The sequence below is a fragment of the Methylocystis bryophila genome (assembly GCF_027925445.1).
GTDB lineage: Bacteria > Pseudomonadota > Alphaproteobacteria > Rhizobiales > Beijerinckiaceae > Methylocystis > Methylocystis bryophila.
The window spans coordinates 1,402,882-1,422,075 of record NZ_AP027149.1; the positions used below are offsets into that span (position 1 = coordinate 1,402,882).

Sequence of the window (19,194 nt, forward strand, 5' to 3'; positions counted from 1 at the left end):
TTTCCGCTCAGGACATGCTCTAAGTTTTTGATTTGGAGCTTAGTCCTTTTCGATCGGGTGATTCCACGTGATCAGGACGCGCTCTAAAACTTTGGGATCGATCACGTTATCTGCGTTTTTGAGCGATTTCGCTCAAACGCTTGTGATCTAGGGCCCATATTTGACGGTTATTTTCAACGTGATCTCGCGTTGTGGGGGATCAAAAGGCGCTGAGGCGCGGATTGTCTGAAGCGCGCTCTCATCTAGTTTTGCCTCACCGCTGCTCGAAACGATTCGTAGAGAGCCGAGGCGCAGCGCGCCGTCCGGGAGGATGGTGAACATGACGGCGGCGTCGCCGCGTAGTCCCGCCCTGCGGCCTGCCTCGGGATAGACGAGCCTGCTCATCACCTTCTTTGTCAGCAGTCTTGCGTATTCGCGCAGGGGGTCGGGCCGACTTTCGGGGCGCGGCCGGATCCTGCGCGCCTCCTGCCGCTGATCCGTCCCCGCGACCTCCAGCGCCCCCGGCGAAGCCGGCGCGTCTTTTGCGGGCGTCGCCGCGCGTTGCTCCGTGGCGGGCAGGAACTTCGCATTGAGCATCGCCGTGTCGGATGGAAGGTCTTCGACCGCTTGTGTCATGGGGCGCGGTTGAAGGTTGTCGGCTCTCGAGCCAGGCAAACCGCCGGTCTGTTCCTTCAACTTCGCTTCGGACTGCTCACTGGCTTCGGCGCCCGAATATTCGACGATCAGCAGTTCGGCCTCGTCGAACACCGGCGCTAGCGCCCAGGCCGCAATCAGCAGCGCCGCCAAATGGATCGCGAGCGACGCCGCCATTCCGGGCTTGACTGCTCGCCACACTCAGAGCCCGTCCAGGCCGTGGGTCAGGAGGCGTCGCAAGCGCTGGTCTCCTCGGGCAGCGGCGAGCGCTGCGGTTGTCCGGCCCATTCGAGGGAAAGCTCGTCCTCTCCGTAACGAATGTAAGGGGCGAAGGTTCGGACAATCTCGCGGCTCAGCGCCGGGAGCACGTCGCGCTCATAGCGATAGATGCGTCTTTGCAGCAGCGCGAAGCAATAATAGGCCGGCACGGCGATGAACAATCCCCACATCGTTGAGACGAGCGACTGGTCGATCGCCATCACCAGGGCCGTCATGTCCCGGTCTCCGGCGATCGCGAATTGTTTGAAGGTTCCCATGATGGCGATCGTGGTTCCCAGCACGCCCAAGAGCGGCGCGACGACATAAGCCGTCGAAAGGGGCATGAGGGAGTGATAGAGCCGGTCCGTCGAATCTTCTATCGGCTCGCGATTGATATCGGGATGGACCGGCTCGCCGCGCTCGCCGGCTTCGATATATCCCAGCAGAACCTGAGCGAGGGGGCAGGTATTGTAGACGAGCCCTTCTCGAAACGCATGGAACTCCTCAGGACTTTTGATCGAGCGGGCGGCCTCGACCAAACCGGCGGGGGTCACGCGAGATTGACGAAGGTCCAAAAGCCTCTGGATGGTGATGCCGAGTGTGAAGATGGACAGCGGAATGAGGAGAGCCATCGTGAGTCCTCCACGCAAGACATATTCCTCGAAGGTCGCCGCTACGGCTTGCCCGAATTCATGGACTTCCATCTGCACGACCCTTCTCCGTCTCAATCTTCACCTTCGCGAAGCCAGCCTGCTTGCAGGCGCCGAGCACGTTCACCGTCGCCTGTAGCCGGCTCTCCAGGTCGCCGCGGACGATCACATTTTTGAGATTCGGGTTCGCCGCTTTTCGCTCTCGCATCCGCAAGGGCAGTTTATCGGGGCCGACCTCGTCTTGGCCGATGAAGTAGCGACTGTCTTTTGTGACTTGGATCAGCAGCGACTCGTTGTCCCTCGACGTCTGCTCCCCGTATTCCGTTTTCGGGACCGCGACGTTCAAGGATTTCGTCACTGCCAACTCTGTCGCAAAGACGAAGAAGAGGAGGATATTCAGTACCAGATCGAGGAAAGAGTTAAGGCTTATGTCCGGCTGTTGCCTTCCGGGCGACAAATGTCTCGATCGTCTTTTGATCCCGACAATGCTGCGCGGAGCGCCGAGAGCGTGTGACGATGGGATTGACATCGACCTCGACGGACGAAGCTCGACCGCTGGGGCAGGCGCCTTTTGTCGCACTCCTTGCGAGCCTCCGCGCACAGGCTCTCCCGTGAGCCTTCGGCTTCACAGGCGGCCAGAGCCATACCGCCGTTCCGTCGCCGCCGACATGGCAGCTCACCCCGCCAACGGCGCAGGGCCCTTCGATTCAGCAGGGTAACGACCAGGAGGCGATATGTATTCGGAGTGCATATAGACCATGGCGCGGAAATTGAAAACCGCCGCAGAATGATGCGTGGCGCGCGACATCACGCTGCGTCCAGGCGGAATCGCCTGCACGCAGGAAAGCTCATTGATTCTATAAGGTTAGACCGAGACTTGCGCGAAAAACGGTTTCCACTTTTTCGCATCGCGCTCGAGCGTAGCCGGAGGCTAGCTGCGCTGCTCCTCATACTGGCCCGTCGGGCGAAAACGATAGAGGTAGGACGGCGCGACGCTTTCGAAGGCCGTCGGCGCGATCCCCAATCCTTCCAGCGTGCGTCCCTCGGCCTTAGCCGCGTCAGACACGACGTTGTCATGCTTCAACAGCTCGACCTGATCGGTGGTCATGCGCAAGAGCTTCGGGAACAGGCCGAGTGACAGTCTGTCCAGCGTTTGCATGATCGCGGCGACGAATTTGCCCATGCCGAAGGAAAGATTGACGATGGGGCGCTTTCGGTCGGAGACCGCCAGCACGTAGCGCACGAGCGATTCGAAGCTTCTGACCTCGGGGCCGCCGAGCTCATAGGTCGCGCCCTTGCGAGCCTTGCCGGAGACGGCGCACACGACCGCCTCGGCGACGTCGCCGACATAGACCGGCTGGAATTTGGTGTTTCCGCCGACGACCGTCTCGAAGGGGAGGAAGCGCCCCATAGCCCCGAAACGGTTGAAGAAATCATCGCCAGGACCGAAGACGACGGAGGGGCGCAGGATCACGGCGTCGGGAAGCGCGGAGCGCACCGCGGCTTCGCCGGCGGCCTTGCTGCGGGCATAGCGGGAAGTCGCGCGCGCGTCCGCGCCGATCGCCGACACGTGAACGAAATTGTCGATGCCCGCCGCCTTGACCGCTTCGGCGACCGCGCCCGGGCCCTTTCCCTGAATCGCGTCGAACCGCTGCTTGCCGCTCTCGGCCAAAATGCCCACGAGATTGACGGCGGCCGACGCGCCTTTCAGCGCCGCCGCCAGCGAGCGCGGATCGCGCAGATTCGCCTGGACCGGGAAAATCTGCCCCGGCACGCCGAGCGGCTGCAGGAAAAAGGCGAGATCCGGCCGACGGCAGGCAACGCGAATCCGCCAGCCGTCCTGCGCGAGGCGCGCGACCACATGGCGCCCGATGAACCCCGAGCCCCCGAAAACCGTGATCAGCTTCTGCGTCTCCGCCTGCGGCATGGCCATATCCTCGTCAATTCCCTGCGACGCCTGCGGCGCTCGTTTTTTCGAGCCTCGCGGCGCTGCAACAATCCGCTGCGGCTCTAACGCTTTTTGCGTCCGAAGGGAATGCCGCTTCGCGCATTGACAGAAGCCGACGCAAGCCCGTAAGAGACGCCCCCATGCCCAGGTGGCGGAATTGGTAGACGCGCTGGTTTCAGGTACCAGTGGTGAAAGCCGTGGAGGTTCGAGTCCTCTCCTGGGCACCAACGATCCAAAAGCGCATTGCGTTTAAGGCATTGGCCGCGGCGTGGCGGCTCTTGATCGCTGCGGCGCTCATGCCATCTGTCTCCCCTTTCGCGCCAAAGAGACATGTTCGAGCAAACCTTCAAAAATCTCGACGACGTGCTGTGGAAAGAGGCCGGCTGCACGACCGAGCTCGACTACACCGAGCAATCGTCTTGGCTGCTCTTTCTCAAATATCTCGACGACCTCGAAGAGGAGCGTAAGGTCCAAGCCGATCTGCACGGCAAGGCCTATGACTACATTCTCGACGAGCCGCACCGCTGGTCCTCCTGGGCCGCGCCGAAGCAACAGGACGGGACGCTCGACCATCGCAAGACCCGCACCGGGCCGGACCTCATCGCCTTCGTCGATACGGACCTCTTTCCCTATCTGCCTTCTCGACCAATGGGCTGGGCATTTACCGCGTCGATATGGAGACGGGCGCCGAGGGCTATGTCTCCGCTTGGCCCGCGCCGGAGGAGCTGTGGGCTGAGACCTTTCCCGCACAAAACGCTTGGCGCGACCGCTTCGCCGCCGTGCCCTTTGTCGAGAAGGGCGGCGACTGGAGCCTGCGCTATTATCAATCCAACGCCGTCAATAAGGCGCTGGAGCGCGTGCAGGAAGGCGGGCGGCGCATTCTGCTGACGCTCGCGACCGGCACGGGCAAGACGACCATCGCCTTTCACTTCGCCTGGAAGCTCTTCGAGGCCAAATGGAATCTTTCCGGCGAGCCAGACCGCCGGCCGCGCATCCTCTTCCTCGCCGACCGCAACAATCTCGCCAATCAGGCCTATAACGACTTCAATTCCTTCGCTGCTTTCGAGGAGCGGGGGCTCGTCCGCATCAAGCCGGACGAGATCGCGAAAAGCGGAAAGCCGCCGAAGAACGGCGCCGTCTTCTTCACCATCTTTCAGACTTTCATGACGGGACGCAACGAGAACGGGGAGCCCGCGCCTTATTTCGGCGAATATCCGAAAGACTTTTTCGATTGCATCATCATCGACGAATGCCATCGCGGCGGCGCCAAGGACGAAAGCCAATGGCGAAAGATTCTCGAATATTTTGAGCCCGCCTTGCAGCTTGGCCTGACGGCGACGCCAAGGCGCACAGACAATATCGACACCTACGCCTATTTCGGCGAACCGGTTTACGTCTATTCGCTGAAAGATGGGATCAATGACGGTTTCCTGACGCCGTTCAAGGTCAAGCAGATCGCGACGACGCTCGACGACTATGTCTATACGCGCGACGATGAGGTCATCGAGGGCGAGGTCGAGGAAGGTCGGCGCTATCGCGAGGCAGATTTTAACCGCGTCATTGAGATTGAGGCGCGCGAGGAATACCGCGTGCGGCTCTTCATGGAGGCGATCGACCAAAGGGATAAGACCCTGGTCTTTTGCGCGACGCAGGACCACGCGCTCGCCGTTCGCAACCTCATCAACCAAATGAAAACGAACAAGGACCCGCATTATTGCGAGCGCGTCACCGCGAATGACGGGAAGATCGGCGACCAGCATTTGGAAGCCTTTCGCGACAATGAGAAGACCATCCCGACGATTCTCACGACCTCGCAGAAGCTCTCGACGGGCGTCGATGCGCGCAACGTCCGCAACATCGTCTTGATGCGGCCCATTGGCTCAATGATCGAATTCAAGCAGATCATCGGGCGCGGGACGCGGCTCTATGAGGGCAAGGACTATTTCACGATCCACGACTTCGTTCGGGCCTATGAACACTTCAACGACCCGGAATGGGACGGCGAGCCGCCGGAAACGGAACCGCCGCGGCCTCCCCGCCCGCGACCTGACGGCTGCGAAGAGGGGCCGCAGGATCCTTACGAAGCCGGAGGCGAAGAGGAAGGCGACCGACCGCGAAAGCTGAAAATCAAGCTCGCCGACGGCAAAGAGCGCGCCATTCAATCCATGGTGGCGACGACCTTCTGGAGCGCCGACGGTCGCCCTATGTCGGCGACGCAATTCGTCGAAAGCCTCTTTGGCGAGCTTCCGGCATTCTTCAAGGACGAGGACGAGCTGAGGCGCCTCTGGAGCCGCCCCGACACGCGCAAGGCGCTCTTGCAGGGACTTTCCGAAAAGGGCTTCGGCGCGCAGCAGCTCGGTCAGATCAAGGACATGATCGACGCCGAGAAAAGCGACATTTTCGACGTGCTGGCCTATGTCGCCTTCACCAGCTCGCCCAAGACGCGGGCGGAGCGGGCCGAGGCGAGCAAGAACCGAATGGACGGAGAATATGACGAGAAGCTCGCCGCCTTCCTCGACTTCGTGCTGGCGCAATATGTGAGCCAGGGCGTCGAGGAGCTGGAGCAGGAGAAGCTCGCACCGCTGATCCTCCTCAAATATGGTTCAGTCAATGAAGCCGCCGCCATGCTTGGCGGCGCGGCGACGATCCGAGACGCCTTCGTCGGCTTTCAGCGGCATCTGTACGAGAGCTGAGGGGGCCGGGTTGGCGGTGCGTTGCGGCTCCGCTCACTCGAGAAATTTCGGGAACCAGCCCGTCGCTGGCGGCGGCGCGGCGACAGGCGGCGCGACGGCCGGCCCAGGCGCGGTGACAACCGGCGCGGCCATGGGCGGCAAGAGTGGCGGCGGCGGCGGCGGGATCGCGTCCGAGGCCCAGAGGCTTTTGCCGAACTCGATTCCGGTCGGGAACCAGTCCGGATTGACCGGTCCGTCAATATGCGCGACCTCCGGCAGCGTCGGGCGCACGGGGCCGAGGGTGGGCGAGAGCCTCTTCAAGTTCTCGTCCTTCCAGCCGCCGCCGAGCGCCATGAACAGGCCCACCACGTCGGTGAGCCGCGTTCCTTCCGCCTGCATGCGCGTGGACGAGGCCTGCAGCCACGTTTGCTCGGCGTTCAAGACCTGCAGCATGTTGACCGAGCTGCCCTCTTTCATGAGGAACTGCTTCTTGACGATCTCGAAGCTCTTCCTCGCCACCGTTTCAGAGTGGATCGCCGCCCTCACCGCCTTGGCGTCGGCCTGAAGCGCGCGCAGCGCGTCAGCGACGTTCTGGAAGGCCGTGATCACGGCTTGCCGATAAAGGGCCTCGGCCTGGGTCAGCGCGGCCTCCGCAGACCTCTGCTTGTTGAGCAGTGTGAAGCCGTCGAAAATCGGCGCCGCGACGTTGCTCGCGCCGACCCAGAAGCCCGAGCCCGGCGGCGGGAAAGGCGAGAAGAGCTTCGCGAAGTTGAAGGCGCCGACGCCGGCGTTGGACGAGAGCGTGACGTTGGGCAGGCGCGCGGCGATAGCGACGCCGATCTGCGCGCTGAGCGAATGCATGTTGGCCTCGGCGGCGCGCACGTCGGGCCGCTGACGCACGAAGGCCGAAGGCAGCGTGAGAGGCAGTGCGTCGGGCAGCGCCAGCGTTCTGAGGTTGAAGGTCTCGGGAACCGCGGCGGTCGAATATTGTCCCGCCAAGGCGGTCAGCAGATCGCGTTGCAACGCCAGCGCCTTCTCGAGCGGTGGCAGCAATTGCTCCATCTGCGCCAGCGCCGCCTCCTGCACGAGCACATCGGCCTGCGCCACCGCGCCGATCGCATATTGCTTGCGCAAGATGCTCAGCATGTTGTGCGCTTCGTTAATGACCTCGCGCGTGGCGGCGAGCTGGCCGCGCAGCGCAGCCTCCTGCGTCGCAGCCGAAGCGACGTTGCTGGTCAGCGTCAGATAGGCCGCTTCGAGCTGATAACGCTGCTGGTCGGTCTGAGCTTCGAGCGATTCGACGGCGCGCAGATTCTGCCCCCAAATGTCGGGCGTATAGGAGACGGACAACACTTTCTGGAAAAGACCGTAGGGGTTGGTCGGGCCTGCGCCCTGGAATGTCTGAACGTAGTTCGCGAACTGATAAGTGTCGCCCGACGTCGCCGTGAGCTGGGGCAGGAAGCCGCCCTTCTGCGCCTCGGCCTGGTAATAGGCGATGCGAATCGCTGCCTGCGCCGCCTGCAGCGACGCATTTTGCTCGATCGCCGCCTCGATGAGCGCGTTGAGGTTCTTGTTGTGGAAGACCTCCCACCAGCGCGCGGGGATCTCGTCGACGACGACGACCTGCTGCGAGCCGGCGCTCTTCACCGGCTCCGGCGTGAAGCGGTCGACGGATGGCGGCGGCGGAGACACGAAGTCCGGACCCACCGCGCAGCCGGAGAGAACGAGGACGCTCACGCCCGTTACAACATGGGCGGCGACCGCAAGGACGGGATGTCGCCTGGCGAAAGGCGTTCTCAAACGTTGCTTCACCCGCCATTCCCGCAATTTGGCTGCATCCCGGAAGCTTTTTCTGGTTCCGGCCTCGCGCGACATAGACCTGAGCAAGCCGGCGCGGCCGTCTTGGGTTTTCCCCCAAGCCCGCGCGTCGGCAAAGCCCGAGGCGATATTGCAAATGCGTCCTCAGCGGGTCTACCGTTGATTTTGACAGTGGACCAAAGGCCGGCTCTCTGTCCATACCTCCAATCGCGAGGCCCCTAACGCCCGCTTCGCCGCACTGCGGCGCGAGCGATCCGGACGACGATGAGACGCGCCTGCCGCAGGACGGTTGAATGAGTGAAGCTCCCAAAATCCCGCGAAATTATGTGAGCTATGGCGTCGCAGCCCTCATCGCCCTTGTCGTCGCCTATGTGGGCTTTGCGTTTTTCCTCGCCAAGAAACCGGCCGAAGTAAAGCCCGTGGCGGCGGAGACCGTCCCGGGAGAGCTTGCGGTCGACCTCAATGAAAAGCAGCTCCAGGCGATCAAGATCGGCGTCGTGGGAACGCGGACCTTCGTCATCGAGCGGCAGGCCGTCGGCACGATTGATTTCAATCAGAACCGGCTGACGCAGGTCTTCACGCCCTATCAGGGCCGAATCATCGCCGCCTTGCCCAACGTCGGCGACAGGGTCGAGAAGGATCAGGTGCTGTTCACCATCGACAGTCCCGATCTCCTCAACGCGGAATCGGCGTTGATCGCCGCCGCGGGGGTTCTGAAGCTGCAAAATGCGACGCTGGCCCGCGCCCAGAAGATGAAGTCCTTCGGCGGCGCCTCGCAGCAAGCGGTCGATCAATCCGCCTCGGATCAGCAGACCGCGGAAGGCAATCTGAAGTCTGCGCGCGACGCCGTGCGCATCTTCGGCAAGACCGACGAGGAAATCGACAACATCATCGCTCTGCGCAAGGCCGATCCGCGCCTCGTCGTGAAAAGCCCGATGACCGGCTATGTCACGACGCGCAACGCCGCGCCCGGCCTGTTCGTCCAGCCCGGCGTCGCGCCTCCGCCTTTCACGGTCGCCGATCTCTCCACCATGTGGTTGTTCGCCAATGTGCCAGAGACGGAGACGCCCCTCTTCAAGGTCGGGCAGAGGCTCAAGGCGCATGTCGCCGCCTATCCGGGACGGGATTTCGACGGAACGATCACCGTGCTCGGCCCTTCCGTCGACCCCAACACGCGTCGCATTTTCGTGCGCTCGGAGATCGAAGACCCGCAGCATTTGCTGCGCGGCGGCATGTTCGCGGATTTCACGATCCGCCTGGACGACGCGGTCAACGCGACCGCCGTGCCAGCCGCCGCCGTGGTGCGCGAAGGCGACGGCTCGATGAGCGCATGGACGACGAAGGACGACCGCCACTTCGTGCGCAGAACGGTCAAGGTCGGCCACATCCAGGAGGGATACGATCAGATCCTCGAAGGCTTGAAGCGCGGCGAGCGTGTCGTCGTCGAGGGCGCGGTGTTCTTGAGCAATAAGCTCGCCGGCGGCTCGACCGACTGATCACGGGGTCAGAGCGCCCAGGCGTCGAAAGAAACGAGGTTCGGAAAAGTGCTCAAGGCCATCCTTCAATTCGGATTGACGCGCCGGGCGATCATCGTGATCGGCGTCATCATTTTCGTGGCCGCCGGACTGCTCGCCTTCTCGAAGCTGAACATCGAGGCTTATCCCAATCCGGCTCCGGTCATTCTCGAAATCACCGCGCAGGCCGCGGGCCTCTCCGCCGAGGAGATGGAGAGATATTACACGATCCCAATCGAAAGCGCGCTCTATCCTGTGCCCGGCGTCGTCAATGTGCGCTCGACCTCCTTTTACGGCCTCTCCTTCGTGCGCGTGGCCTTCAAATATGGCGTGGACTACTATTTCGCCTATACGCAGGCGGCGATCGCGCTGCAACAGGGAGTGACGCTGCCGGGCAGCCAATCCGCGCAGATTCAGCAGTCGAGCCTCACCGGCGAGATATACCGTTATCAGGTCACCGGCCCACCGAATTTCGGCCTGACCAATCTGCGCACGATCCAAGACTACATCATAACGCGCCGGATGCTCACCATCCCCGGCGTCGTCCAGATCAACTCTTGGGGCGGCACGACCAAGCAGTTCAACGTCGACGTCAATCTGCGGAAGCTCGAAGCCTATAACGTCACGATCCCGCAGATCATCTCGGCGATCGGAAACGCCAACGCCAATGTGGGCGGCCGCGAGATCCAGATCGGGCAGCAGTCGATCAACATTCGCGGGATCGGCCTCATCGACGACGGCGGCGCTGACGATGTGACCCGGGGCACACGCACCGAGGACATCGAGAATATCGTGCTCTCGCAGACAAACGGCGTGCCGGTGACGCTCAAGGACGTCGCAAACGTCAATGTCGGCTATGTGCCGCGGCTCGGCATCGCGGGGCGCGATCATGAAGACGACATCGCCGCCGCGATCCTGCTCATGGGCCGCATGCACCACACGAACGACGTGCTGCCCGGGGTCGAGGAGGCGGCGGAAAGGCTCAATCACGACGGCACGCTGCCGCCGGGCGTGAAGATCGAATCCTATTACGACCGCGGCGCCCTCGTCGAGGTCACGACCCATACGGTTTTGCACAATCTCTTTTTCGGTTGCGCGCTGGTGTTCCTCATTCAGTGGATCTTCCTTGGCGACTTGCGCAGCGCGATCATCGTGGGCGTGAACATTCCCTTCGCGCTGTTTTTTGCGATCATCATGCTGGTGATCCGGGGCGAGGACGCCAATCTGCTTTCCGTGGGCGCCGTCGACTTCGGCATCATCGTCGACTCGGCGGTTATTCTCGTCGAGAACATCTTCCGGAACTTTCAATCGCCGAAGGCGGCGCGCGAGGAGCTGCTCGGTCATTTGACCGAAGGCTTCTGGGGCGAGGACCCAACGACGCCCATGGGCGCTCACGGCCGCGCCGCGATTTGGACCAATCGGCTGCGGCTCATCTTCATCTCGGCGCTTCAGGTCGACAAGGCGGTGTTCTTCACGGCGACGATCACCGTGACGGCCTTTCTGCCGCTCTTCACGATGACCGGCGTCGAGGGCCAGATTTTCGGTCCGATGGCGCGAACCTACGCCTATGCGCTCGCGGGCGCGCTCATGGCGACCTTCACGATCACGCCGGTGCTGGCTTCGCTCGTCTTGCCGCAACATGTCGAAGAGGTCGAGACCTGGGTCGTCCGTCAGCTGCGCGAGCGCTACACGCCCGCGCTGCGCTGGGCGCTTTCCAACGCCAATCTGGCGATCGGCCTCGGCGGCGCTTTTCTGCTTCTCAGCCTTCTCGTCGCGACGCGTCTCGGCAGCGAGTTTCTACCGGCGCTCGAGGAGGGCAATTTCTGGATCCGCGCGCAGATGCCGCCGACGATCTCGCTCGAGGACGGCACGGAAGCGACGCGCAAGATGCGCGAGATCTTGCTGCGTCATCCCGAGGTGATCACCGTGGTCTCCCAGCACGGCCGACCGGACAACGGCTCCGACGCCTCGCCCTTTTCCAACGTCGAGCTCTTTGTGCCGCTGAAGCCTTTCGATAAGTGGCCCTCCCGGCTCACAAAGGAGAAGCTCACCGACATCGTCCAAAAGGAGTTCGAGGACGAGCTTCCAGGCATCAGCTTCAATTTCTCTCAATATATTCAAGACAACGTGGAAGAGGCGCTGTCGGGCGTCAAGGGCGCGAACTCGATCAAGATCGTCGGGCCCAATCTGACGAAGCTAGAGGATCTCGCCGAGCAGATCATGAAGGAGATGCGTCAGGTTCGCGGCGTCGCGGACCTCGGCGTCTTCCACGTGATGGGCCAGCCCAACCTCAACATTAAGGTCGACCGCGCGAAATGCGCGCGTTATGGGCTGAACGTCGGCGACGTCACCACGATCGTCCAGGCCGCGACCGGCGGGACCGTCGCGACGACGGTGCTCGAAGGCGATCGGCAATTCGGCGTGCAAGTGCGGCTGCAGCCGGAGTTTCGGAACTCAATCGACAAAATTGCCGCGATAAAGGTCGGCGTCAACACGCCGGCTTCGGCCAACGCCTATATTCCGCTGCGCGATCTTGCGTCGATCTCGCTCGAGACGGGCGCTTCCTTCATCTATCGCGACCGCAGCCAGCGTTATGTGCCCATCAAGTTCAGCGTGCGCGGCCGCGACCTCGGCAGCACGGTCGCCGAGGCGCAGACGCGCATAACCAAGGCGATCAAGCTGCCGACAGGTTATCAGATCCTTTGGGCGGGCGAGTTCGAGAACCTACAGGAGGCGAAGAAGCGGCTTTATTTCGTGGTGCCGGTCACCTTCGCGTTGATCTTGCTCTTGCTCTATAGTCTCTTCAACTCGCTGCGCGACAGCCTGGTCGCCATGGCCGGCATCCCCTTCGCGATCAGCGGCGGCATTATCGCGCTTTACGTCTCGGGCCTCGACTTCTCCATCTCGGCGGCGATCGGCTTCATCTCGCTCTTCGGCGTCGCGGTGATGGACGGCATTCTGAACATCACTTATTTCCGCGAGCTGACGATTCGAGGCATGGATTTCGAGGAAGCGATCTTCCACGGCTCGGAGCAGCGCATGCGGCCGATGCTGATGACCGCGCTCTCCGCCGGCGTGGGGCTGTTCCCGGCCGCGATCTCCAACGCGATCGGCTCGCAAGTGCAGCGTCCGCTCGCCACCGTCGTCGTCGGCGGCATGCTGCTCGGCCCCATCATGCTGCTTGTCGTCGCGCCGGCGCTGCGCTCGGTCTTCCTCAGCCCGCCGCGCTTCGGCGCGCATGCGTCCGAGACGGACGAAGAAGACTCCCACCGGGCGCATTGACCGGACAAGACGCCACAGCCCCACATGGCGCCGCGCCTGATGCGGTAGGGGATTTTGATTGCGGGGCGCAATGCTTTTGGCGCAGGATCAGCGCGAGGCGCTCGGGCCCGGTCCGGCGACAGATGGCGGGGAAAGCAAATGAAATGCGTGGCTGCCGTCATTCGTCCGTTCAAGCTGACCGACGTCAAAGACGCCTTGCGCAAGATCGGCGTGATGGGACTGACGGTCACCGAGGTGAAGGGCTATGGGCGCCAAGCGGGGCACGCCGACATCTACCGGGACGCGGAGCATGTCGCCATGTTCATCCCCAAAGTGAAAATCGAGGTCGTCGTCAACGCCGAGATGGTCGAGAGGGCGATCGAGAAGATCATTGAGATCGCGAGAACCGGAACGCATGGCGACGGAAAGATTTTTGTCTACACTCTGGATCAGGTCGTCCGCATCCGCACGGGCGAGCGCGACAAGGATGCGATTTGAGCGGCGTGAAAGTTGTTCCGACCGCAAGCCTAACATAGGCGTGCGCGTAACCCGCACATCGCCTCATCTAGCGATTCTCTCTCAGATTGCCGTGCCGGCGCATGCGGCGTGAATTGGCTCGAGCGAAGTCGTTCGAAAAACAATTGCATTGGCGAAAATTTCGTCGTCGTCTCATGTCATCGACGCGATAGAAAACGGCCACACGAATAAAACAAGACTGCATCAGATTCATTGGTCGCCGGACCTCCGTTCAACGCGGGGAGCCGCGCCTAAACTGGCCAAAGGGCGTGGGGTTGCTAGGCCACGCACAAGAAGATCCATGGGAGAGAAAAATGGCTGAGAAAGAAATCGAGCTCACTCCGAAGGTCTATGCGTTTGCCGCCATTGGCGCGGTCATCTTCGGCGCAGCCGGCGCCTGGGCGTTCACCGGCACGCCGGCCGGGATCGTGTCCCCTGCGTTGATCGGCGCCCTCGCTGGCGGCGCTCTCGGCATGTTCTTTTAAGCGTCTAATGCTCTCGTCGCGCGTGCGACTCCGCTGGAATCTGACCAGATCGTGACGGTGGCGGCGTCGCCTAGCGCGCGTCGCCATCTGCATCTTATTGCTTCAAACGATTGGGCGGGGACGAGGTCTCCATCAATTGACTCTGTTCTGCCTCGACACCAACGCGCTGAACTAAGCAATCTGTGTTCGCTGCCCCAGACCCCATCGCGACGAACCCGCGAAGGCTGTCCTCCACGGTCGGTGGAGACCATAGCTCAGGCGCAGATAACGTGGAACAATTCCAAAGTTTAGAGCGCGACTCGCCCGAAAAACCGGTTTCCGCTTTTTCGCATCGCACTCTAAGGGTTCGCATTTCATCATTAATGATCAGTCCGACGGCGTGAATGTACACGTATGAGCTTCGTTGACGAACGGTCCCCCTCATGGCCTCAAAGGCTGTGACCAAGCGCTGACCTCTTGATTTGTCAGAATCTCCGTGGGATGAATCTCATCGATGAAGGGTTGCGATTCCCCCTTCGGAGATCGAGATGTTGCTGGGCGCGCCCACCTGGCCAGAAACAGAATTGCCAGGAGCGCTCTTTCACGAGCACTGGTGGCTTGCGGCCGCGTCAAACGGGCAATTTCAGGAGGTCAAGGTTTCGAACGACGGCCGCGTCGTCGGCCGCCTTCCGTTCGTCGTGCGGAGACGGCTGGGCTTTGTCGAATGTTGCATGCCGCCCTTCACTCATGTGCTGGGGCCCGTTATCGACGCGGGTGTTGGGAAGCCACAAACGCAGCTGCTTCGACGCCTGTCGATCATTCGGGAGCTGATTGACCAGCTTCCAGCCTTCGACTTTTTTCATCAAGCTTTTCCCACATCGGCCGCCGATGGCCTGGCCTTCCAGGAGCAGGGCTTCGACCTAAAGCCACAATATACCTTTGAAATTGATTGCAGACACGACGAGAAAACGCTTTGGGGCGCGATGCACTTCAAGACTCGGCAACATATCCGCCGGGCGGAAGAAAAATTCACTGTCTCCAATGTCGATGACCCGAACGTATTTATTGATTTCTATTTAGACAATCTCAGGAAGCGCCACGTAGCAAGTCACACCGATTTTGCAAACTTTCCCGAGCTGTTTCGCCAGAGCCGCGCTCGGGACAGCGGGATGATCTTGAGCGCGAGATGGCCTGATGGAACGCCCGCAGCGATGGTATATCTCGTCTGGGGACACGGAAGGATGTATTATCTGCTCTCGACCAGGGCTGCGAATATCGGCGATAATGGTTCGATAAACCTGTTGATCTGGTCGGCGATCAAGCACGCGAATAGCCGCAGCCTCGTATTCGATCTCGATGGCGTCTCCACGAGCGGAACGGCGCGCTTTCTCAGTTGCTTCGGCGGATCGCCGAAGTTGCGCATGATCGTAAGCCGAGCGGGCTTGGCCTATGGTGCCGTGCGACACGCCAGACGCGTGCTGTTGTGGTTCCCGGAGCGGGAGACAAGCAACTTCACCTGAGGATTTGCGGCTAAAGCGCGATGCGAAAAAGTGGAGATCGGTCTTTTGCGCGAAATCGCGCTCTAAAATTTTAGAATCGATCGCGTTATGCCAGGGCCTGGAGCTAAAGACTTGTCGCTGCCGATAGACTCATCGAGCCAACAGAGCGCAGGCGGCCAGACGACGGTTCACCATCGAAGCGTCGAGCTGGAGTGTTCCTGGGTCGTGCCGCTGCGCGACTCCGGCGCAAGGCCACCGCTGTTTTGCGCTTGCGCCGGTGATGGCGACGGCGCCGCCTATAGCGATCTCGCTGCGGCGCTGCCGAGCGATCAGCCAGTCTATTCCTTTGGTCTCCCCGCTCTCAGCGGCCGGGAGCAATTTCCCAGCGTCGAGCAGATCGCCGAGAAATATGTCCGGAAGCTCCGCAAGATACAAAAGCGCGGTCCGTACTATCTGTGCGGCTACTCATTTGGCGGCTTGGTCGTATATGAAATGGCGTTACGCCTGATGGAAGAGGGCGAGCAAATTGGGTTGCTTGCGCTTTTGGACACAGAGCATCCATCCTACAGTCAAACTTTACCGTCGGCACAGCGGACGGATTACTATCATACGTACCTGTTCCATAGGCTCCGCAAATACGGCCGTAATGTTATCCATGGCAGGATCGACCAGATCGTCTATGACCTATTCGTGCTTTGCCGCGCGCGGTGCAAGAAGGTCGCGTTTCGGGTCTTCCGAGCGGCGTCCCGCGGTTTGGGCTGGCGGATCCCAAGCGCCTTTAGCAGTAATGAGCTCGTTTTGCTGGCGGCATGGCAAGCCTATAGGCCGCCGAGATACGAGGGCCGTCTCGTGCTCTTTAATGCGGCTGGCCGCGCCCCTGAATATAAAGCGGACAGCACGCTGGGATGGAAAACCTGTGCGACCGGCGCCATCGAGGTGCATGTGACGCCGGGAGATCATCACAACTTATTGCGTCCCCCGCATGCGCGTGACTTTGGCGAGCGCCTGACGCCCCATCTTGGCGCGACCGTACAACCGGATGGCTCGGATCGCGGAGTTGGGCCTTGATCGACTTCTCGGTCGTGATCCCGACTTATCGCAGGCGCGAGCAGCTGAGCGAGGCGATCGCCAGTGTGCTTCGGCAATCGGGCGTGACGTTCGAGGTCTTGGTCGTCGACGATTGTCCCGATGGGTCGGCGGGGGACGACGTGCGCGCGCTGAACGATCCGCGGGTGAGCTATCAGAGAAATCCTCTGCCGACCGGCGGTGTTCCCAGCGTGGTGCGCAACCTGGCGAGGCCCCGCGCGAAAGGGAGCTTCATCCACTTCCTAGACGATGACGACATTGTGCCGGAAGGCCATTACGCCGCCGTCAAGACGGCTTTCGACGCTCATCCCGGCGTGGGCCTCGTGTTCGGCCGGATCGCGCCGTTTGGCGGCTGCCCCGAGACGCAGCTGCAGCACGAACAACGCTACTTCGCCGAGGCCGCACGCAATGCAGCTGCATGCGGGAGATTCGGGTCCCGGCTCGCTTTCACGAGCCGCATGTTGTTCGGGCCTCCCATGCTGGTTTGCAGCGCCGGCGTCGCGCGCCGTGAGTGCGTCGAACGGATCGGCGGCTTCGACCCGGGGATTCGGTTGATGGAAGACGCGGACTTCTTCGTGCGCATCATGCGGGAGTGCGGCGCTCTTTTTCTTGATCGGGTTGCGCTGCATTACCGTATCGGAAGCCCGTCGCTGATGCATTCGCCCACACCCCCGCCGGCGCAACTGCAAGAGCAACGCGACGGTCGTAAGCGCATGCAGCGAAGCTATCGGGCGAAACAGGGCGCGCTGGAGTTTTACACCTTGGCGATCCTCGCGCGCACGGTATTGAAAGTGCTGTGAACGGGCGTTGATCGTTCGGACGAGTTTTTTCGCTTGTCGCCAACTCCAGGCCTCAGTTCTCGCTTTCTCGCTTCGGGAGAAATCGAAGGGGCCTTGGCCTTCCCGACAAATTTAGAGCGCGATTGGCGCGAAAAACCGGTTTCCACTTTTTCGCATCCCGCTCTCGCGATACGCTGAAATGTGACCGGCAGAATTTTTAACGCATTTCCCCCGCTTTCATGGGGAAGATGCTTTACCGAGCAGAAGCTCTACTGTATTCCTCAAGAATCGGCGATTCTGTTGATCGCGCAGTTCTCCGGTTGCGGACATCGGTCCCGTGCCGGAGGAGGATGCTTGCTCCGCAGCCTATAGGCGGGTGCTCTTCATGAGTGTTGCGTAGGGATCGAGTCGTCGCGAGCTCTCGATTTAAATGCGACTGGGAGCCTTCATGGCAGGGGCACTGACGAGGAAGGGGGGCGCGGCGGGCTGCGCGATTGTGCTTGCGGCCGGTTTGGCCGGATGCGCCGTCGGCCCCGACTTCGTCACTCCGCCCGCGCCGGTCGCAGACACCTGGCTCGAATGGCGGAGCCATTCTCTAAAGAGCGGAGCCGAAGAATATCGCGACTGGTGGCGTGTCTTTCACGACCCGGTCCTCAATCAGCTCATCGACATTGCCTATGCTCAAAATCTGACGCTGTTGAGCGCCGGCACGAAGGTGCTCCAGGCGCGCGCCGAGCTCGGCGTCGCAATCGGCGAGTTCTATCCCCAGTCGCAAAGCGTGAGCAGCGCGGTCTCCTACAATCGCGCGAGCAACGCCACGCCCGCGTCGCAAGGGGGAAACTCGACGACGCTCGGGAATTTTTGGGCCGACAGGTGGATGGCTTCGGCGATGTGGGAAGTCGACATTTGGGGAAAGTTTCGTCGCGGCGTCGAGTCGGCCGACACCACCTATCTTGCCTCAATCGCAAGCTACGACGATGTGCTCGTGACGCTTCTCGGCGACGTCGCGCAAACCTACATTGGCATCCGCACGATCGAGCAGCAGATCGCGATCGCCCGCGAGAATATCGTTCGACAGCGGGAGGCCGTCCGAATCGCGCGTGATCGCTACCACGGCGGCGCTTCGACGATGCTCGACGTCTATCAGTCGGAAAACGTGCTCGCCCAGACCGAGGCGACTGTTCCACAGCTCACGATCGAGCTCAGGAAAGGCCAGAATGCGCTGCGCGTGCTGTTGGGCATGGCGCCGGAGCCGTTAGGTTCCTTGCTCGCCTCTTCGACTGGCAAGATTCCATCCCCCTCGGGCGAGGTTGTGGTTGGCGTTCCCGCGGATCTGTTGCGCCGCAGACCCGACATTCGCGTCGCCGAGCTGCGTGCCGCCGCGCAAAGCGCGCAGATTGGCGTGGCGGAAGCGGAACTCTATCCGGCGATCAGCATCACCGGGGCTTTCGGCGGCATGGCGAGCAACGTCAGCGGGCATAGTCTCGTTCAAATGTTCCAACCCCTCGGCAGGGCCTTCACCATCGGGCCCTCGTTCAAATGGAACGTGCTGAACTACGGGCAGATCACAAATAATGTGCGCCTCCAGGACGCGACCCTGCAACAATACCTTGTCGACTACCAAAATACGGTGCTCAACGCGCAGCGCGAGGTGGAAGACGGGATCTCCAAATTCTTGCTGTCGCGCTCGCAGGCGGCCTTTCTGCGCCGCAGCGTCACCGAGGCTCGCGGGGCCTTGAAGATTTCGCTGCTCGAGTATCAGCAGGGAACCCGCGACTTCACCACGGTTCTGACGTCGGAAGAGAATCTCTACTCGGCCCAAAACAGCTTTGCGGTGGCGAGCGGCAATGTGTCCACCGGCTTGGTTGCGGTCTTCCGCGGGCTCGGCGGAGGATGGCAGATCAGAGAGGGGCAAGGCTTCGTGGACCCCGCCACGGCCCTGGATATGCGCGCCCGAACGAACTGGGGCGAGCTCTTGTCTCCGGGCGGGCAGCCTCCGCCGCCGGATCCCGGTTTGCCTGGGGCCCAGGATGAAGGGCCGAAGATTCGATTGCCTGAGTGGTGAGGAAAGGCGCGAAAGCAATGAGCGATCCCCT

14 protein-coding genes, 1 tRNA gene and 1 pseudogene are annotated in these 19,194 nt (G+C 61.7%); 11 read left to right on the forward strand and 5 right to left on the reverse strand.

Annotated features, from left to right (window positions below; translation table 11 throughout):
- Positions 1-147 precede the first annotated feature (147 nt).
- From QMG80_RS06605 to QMG80_RS06620, 4 genes are all read right to left on the reverse strand, one after another.
- Entirely contained in the window at positions 148-834 is a 687-nt protein-coding gene (locus tag QMG80_RS06605) for an energy transducer TonB (RefSeq protein WP_158658765.1), read from the reverse strand.
- Between the two features lie 23 nt (positions 835-857).
- On the reverse strand, positions 858-1,595 hold the full coding sequence (locus QMG80_RS06610; protein WP_085772100.1) for a MotA/TolQ/ExbB proton channel family protein: 738 nt from the start codon (positions 1,593-1,595) through the stop codon (positions 858-860).
- Entirely contained in the window at positions 1,582-1,998 is a 417-nt protein-coding gene (locus QMG80_RS06615) for an ExbD/TolR family protein (RefSeq protein WP_158658767.1), read from the reverse strand. Before QMG80_RS06615 ends, QMG80_RS06610 begins: the two co-directional genes overlap by 14 nt.
- A gap of 474 nt (positions 1,999-2,472) precedes the next feature.
- A complete protein-coding gene (locus tag QMG80_RS06620) occupies positions 2,473-3,474 on the reverse strand; it encodes a complex I NDUFA9 subunit family protein (protein WP_085772102.1) in 1,002 nt (333 codons plus the stop codon).
- A 157-nt stretch (positions 3,475-3,631) separates the two neighbouring features.
- On the opposite strand from QMG80_RS06620, the gene QMG80_RS06625 reads away from it, so the two are divergent.
- The 3 genes and pseudogenes from QMG80_RS06625 to hsdR all read left to right on the forward strand — a co-directional run bounded on the left by QMG80_RS06625 (position 3,632) and on the right by hsdR (position 6,182).
- Positions 3,632-3,716 (forward strand) — tRNA-Leu (locus QMG80_RS06625).
- 103 nt (positions 3,717-3,819) lie between these two features.
- A pseudogene (locus tag QMG80_RS21675) lies at positions 3,820-4,032 on the forward strand (type I restriction-modification system subunit M N-terminal domain-containing protein); the annotation flags it as partial.
- A gap of 131 nt (positions 4,033-4,163) precedes the next feature.
- Positions 4,164-6,182, forward strand: a complete 2,019-nt coding sequence (hsdR, locus tag QMG80_RS06635) for an EcoAI/FtnUII family type I restriction enzme subunit R (RefSeq protein WP_085772103.1) — start codon at positions 4,164-4,166, stop codon at positions 6,180-6,182.
- A 33-nt stretch (positions 6,183-6,215) separates the two neighbouring features.
- On the opposite strand, the gene QMG80_RS06640 is transcribed toward hsdR, so the two are convergent.
- Positions 6,216-7,973: an efflux transporter outer membrane subunit gene (locus QMG80_RS06640; RefSeq protein WP_245299921.1), complete on the reverse strand. Its 1,758-nt coding sequence runs from the start codon at positions 7,971-7,973 to the stop codon at positions 6,216-6,218.
- Positions 7,974-8,272: 299 nt separating this feature from the next.
- On the opposite strand from QMG80_RS06640, the gene QMG80_RS06645 reads away from it, so the two are divergent.
- The 8 genes from QMG80_RS06645 to QMG80_RS06680 all read left to right on the forward strand — a co-directional run bounded on the left by QMG80_RS06645 (position 8,273) and on the right by QMG80_RS06680 (position 19,163).
- Positions 8,273-9,475, forward strand: coding sequence for an efflux RND transporter periplasmic adaptor subunit (locus QMG80_RS06645; RefSeq protein WP_085772105.1), 1,203 nt, complete (start codon positions 8,273-8,275; stop codon positions 9,473-9,475).
- Between the two features lie 48 nt (positions 9,476-9,523).
- A complete protein-coding gene (locus QMG80_RS06650; protein WP_085772106.1) occupies positions 9,524-12,775 on the forward strand; it encodes an efflux RND transporter permease subunit in 3,252 nt (1,083 codons plus the stop codon).
- Positions 12,776-12,913: 138 nt separating this feature from the next.
- A complete protein-coding gene (locus tag QMG80_RS06655) occupies positions 12,914-13,252 on the forward strand; it encodes a P-II family nitrogen regulator (RefSeq protein ID WP_085772107.1) in 339 nt (112 codons plus the stop codon).
- A gap of 332 nt (positions 13,253-13,584) precedes the next feature.
- Positions 13,585-13,755 carry a hypothetical protein gene (locus tag QMG80_RS06660; RefSeq protein ID WP_199768970.1) on the forward strand — a complete coding sequence of 57 codons (171 nt, stop codon included), beginning with the start codon at positions 13,585-13,587 and terminating at the stop codon, positions 13,753-13,755.
- 527 nt (positions 13,756-14,282) lie between these two features.
- Positions 14,283-15,254, forward strand: a complete 972-nt coding sequence (locus QMG80_RS06665) for a GNAT family N-acetyltransferase (protein ID WP_102938100.1) — start codon at positions 14,283-14,285, stop codon at positions 15,252-15,254.
- A 111-nt stretch (positions 15,255-15,365) separates the two neighbouring features.
- Positions 15,366-16,301 (forward strand): thioesterase domain-containing protein, encoded by a 936-nt coding sequence (locus tag QMG80_RS06670; RefSeq protein WP_158658768.1) that lies wholly within the window; start codon positions 15,366-15,368, stop codon positions 16,299-16,301.
- Positions 16,298-17,119 (forward strand): glycosyltransferase family 2 protein, encoded by an 822-nt coding sequence (locus QMG80_RS06675; RefSeq protein WP_085772109.1) that lies wholly within the window; start codon positions 16,298-16,300, stop codon positions 17,117-17,119. Before QMG80_RS06670 ends, QMG80_RS06675 begins: the two co-directional genes overlap by 4 nt.
- A gap of 427 nt (positions 17,120-17,546) precedes the next feature.
- On the forward strand, positions 17,547-19,163 hold the full coding sequence (locus tag QMG80_RS06680) for an efflux transporter outer membrane subunit (RefSeq protein ID WP_245299922.1): 1,617 nt from the start codon (positions 17,547-17,549) through the stop codon (positions 19,161-19,163).
- The last annotated feature ends 31 nt before the right edge of the window (positions 19,164-19,194 follow it).

Excerpts from the sequence above, each read along its gene's own strand:
- QMG80_RS06660 (WP_199768970.1), top strand. The coding sequence starts at position 13,585 with ATGGCTGAGAAAGAAATCGAGCTCACTCCGAAGGTCTATGCGTTTGCC.
- QMG80_RS06680 (WP_245299922.1), top strand. The coding sequence starts at position 17,547 with ATGGCAGGGGCACTGACGAGGAAGGGGGGCGCGGCGGGCTGCGCGATT.
- hsdR (WP_085772103.1), top strand. The coding sequence starts at position 4,164 with ATGGAGACGGGCGCCGAGGGCTATGTCTCCGCTTGGCCCGCGCCGGAG.
- QMG80_RS06645 (WP_085772105.1), top strand. The coding sequence starts at position 8,273 with ATGAGTGAAGCTCCCAAAATCCCGCGAAATTATGTGAGCTATGGCGTC.
- QMG80_RS06610 (WP_085772100.1), bottom strand. The coding sequence starts at position 1,595 with ATGGAAGTCCATGAATTCGGGCAAGCCGTAGCGGCGACCTTCGAGGAA.
- QMG80_RS06655 (WP_085772107.1), top strand. The coding sequence starts at position 12,914 with ATGAAATGCGTGGCTGCCGTCATTCGTCCGTTCAAGCTGACCGACGTC.
- QMG80_RS06665 (WP_102938100.1), top strand. The coding sequence starts at position 14,283 with ATGTTGCTGGGCGCGCCCACCTGGCCAGAAACAGAATTGCCAGGAGCG.
- QMG80_RS06620 (WP_085772102.1), bottom strand. The coding sequence starts at position 3,474 with ATGGCCATGCCGCAGGCGGAGACGCAGAAGCTGATCACGGTTTTCGGG.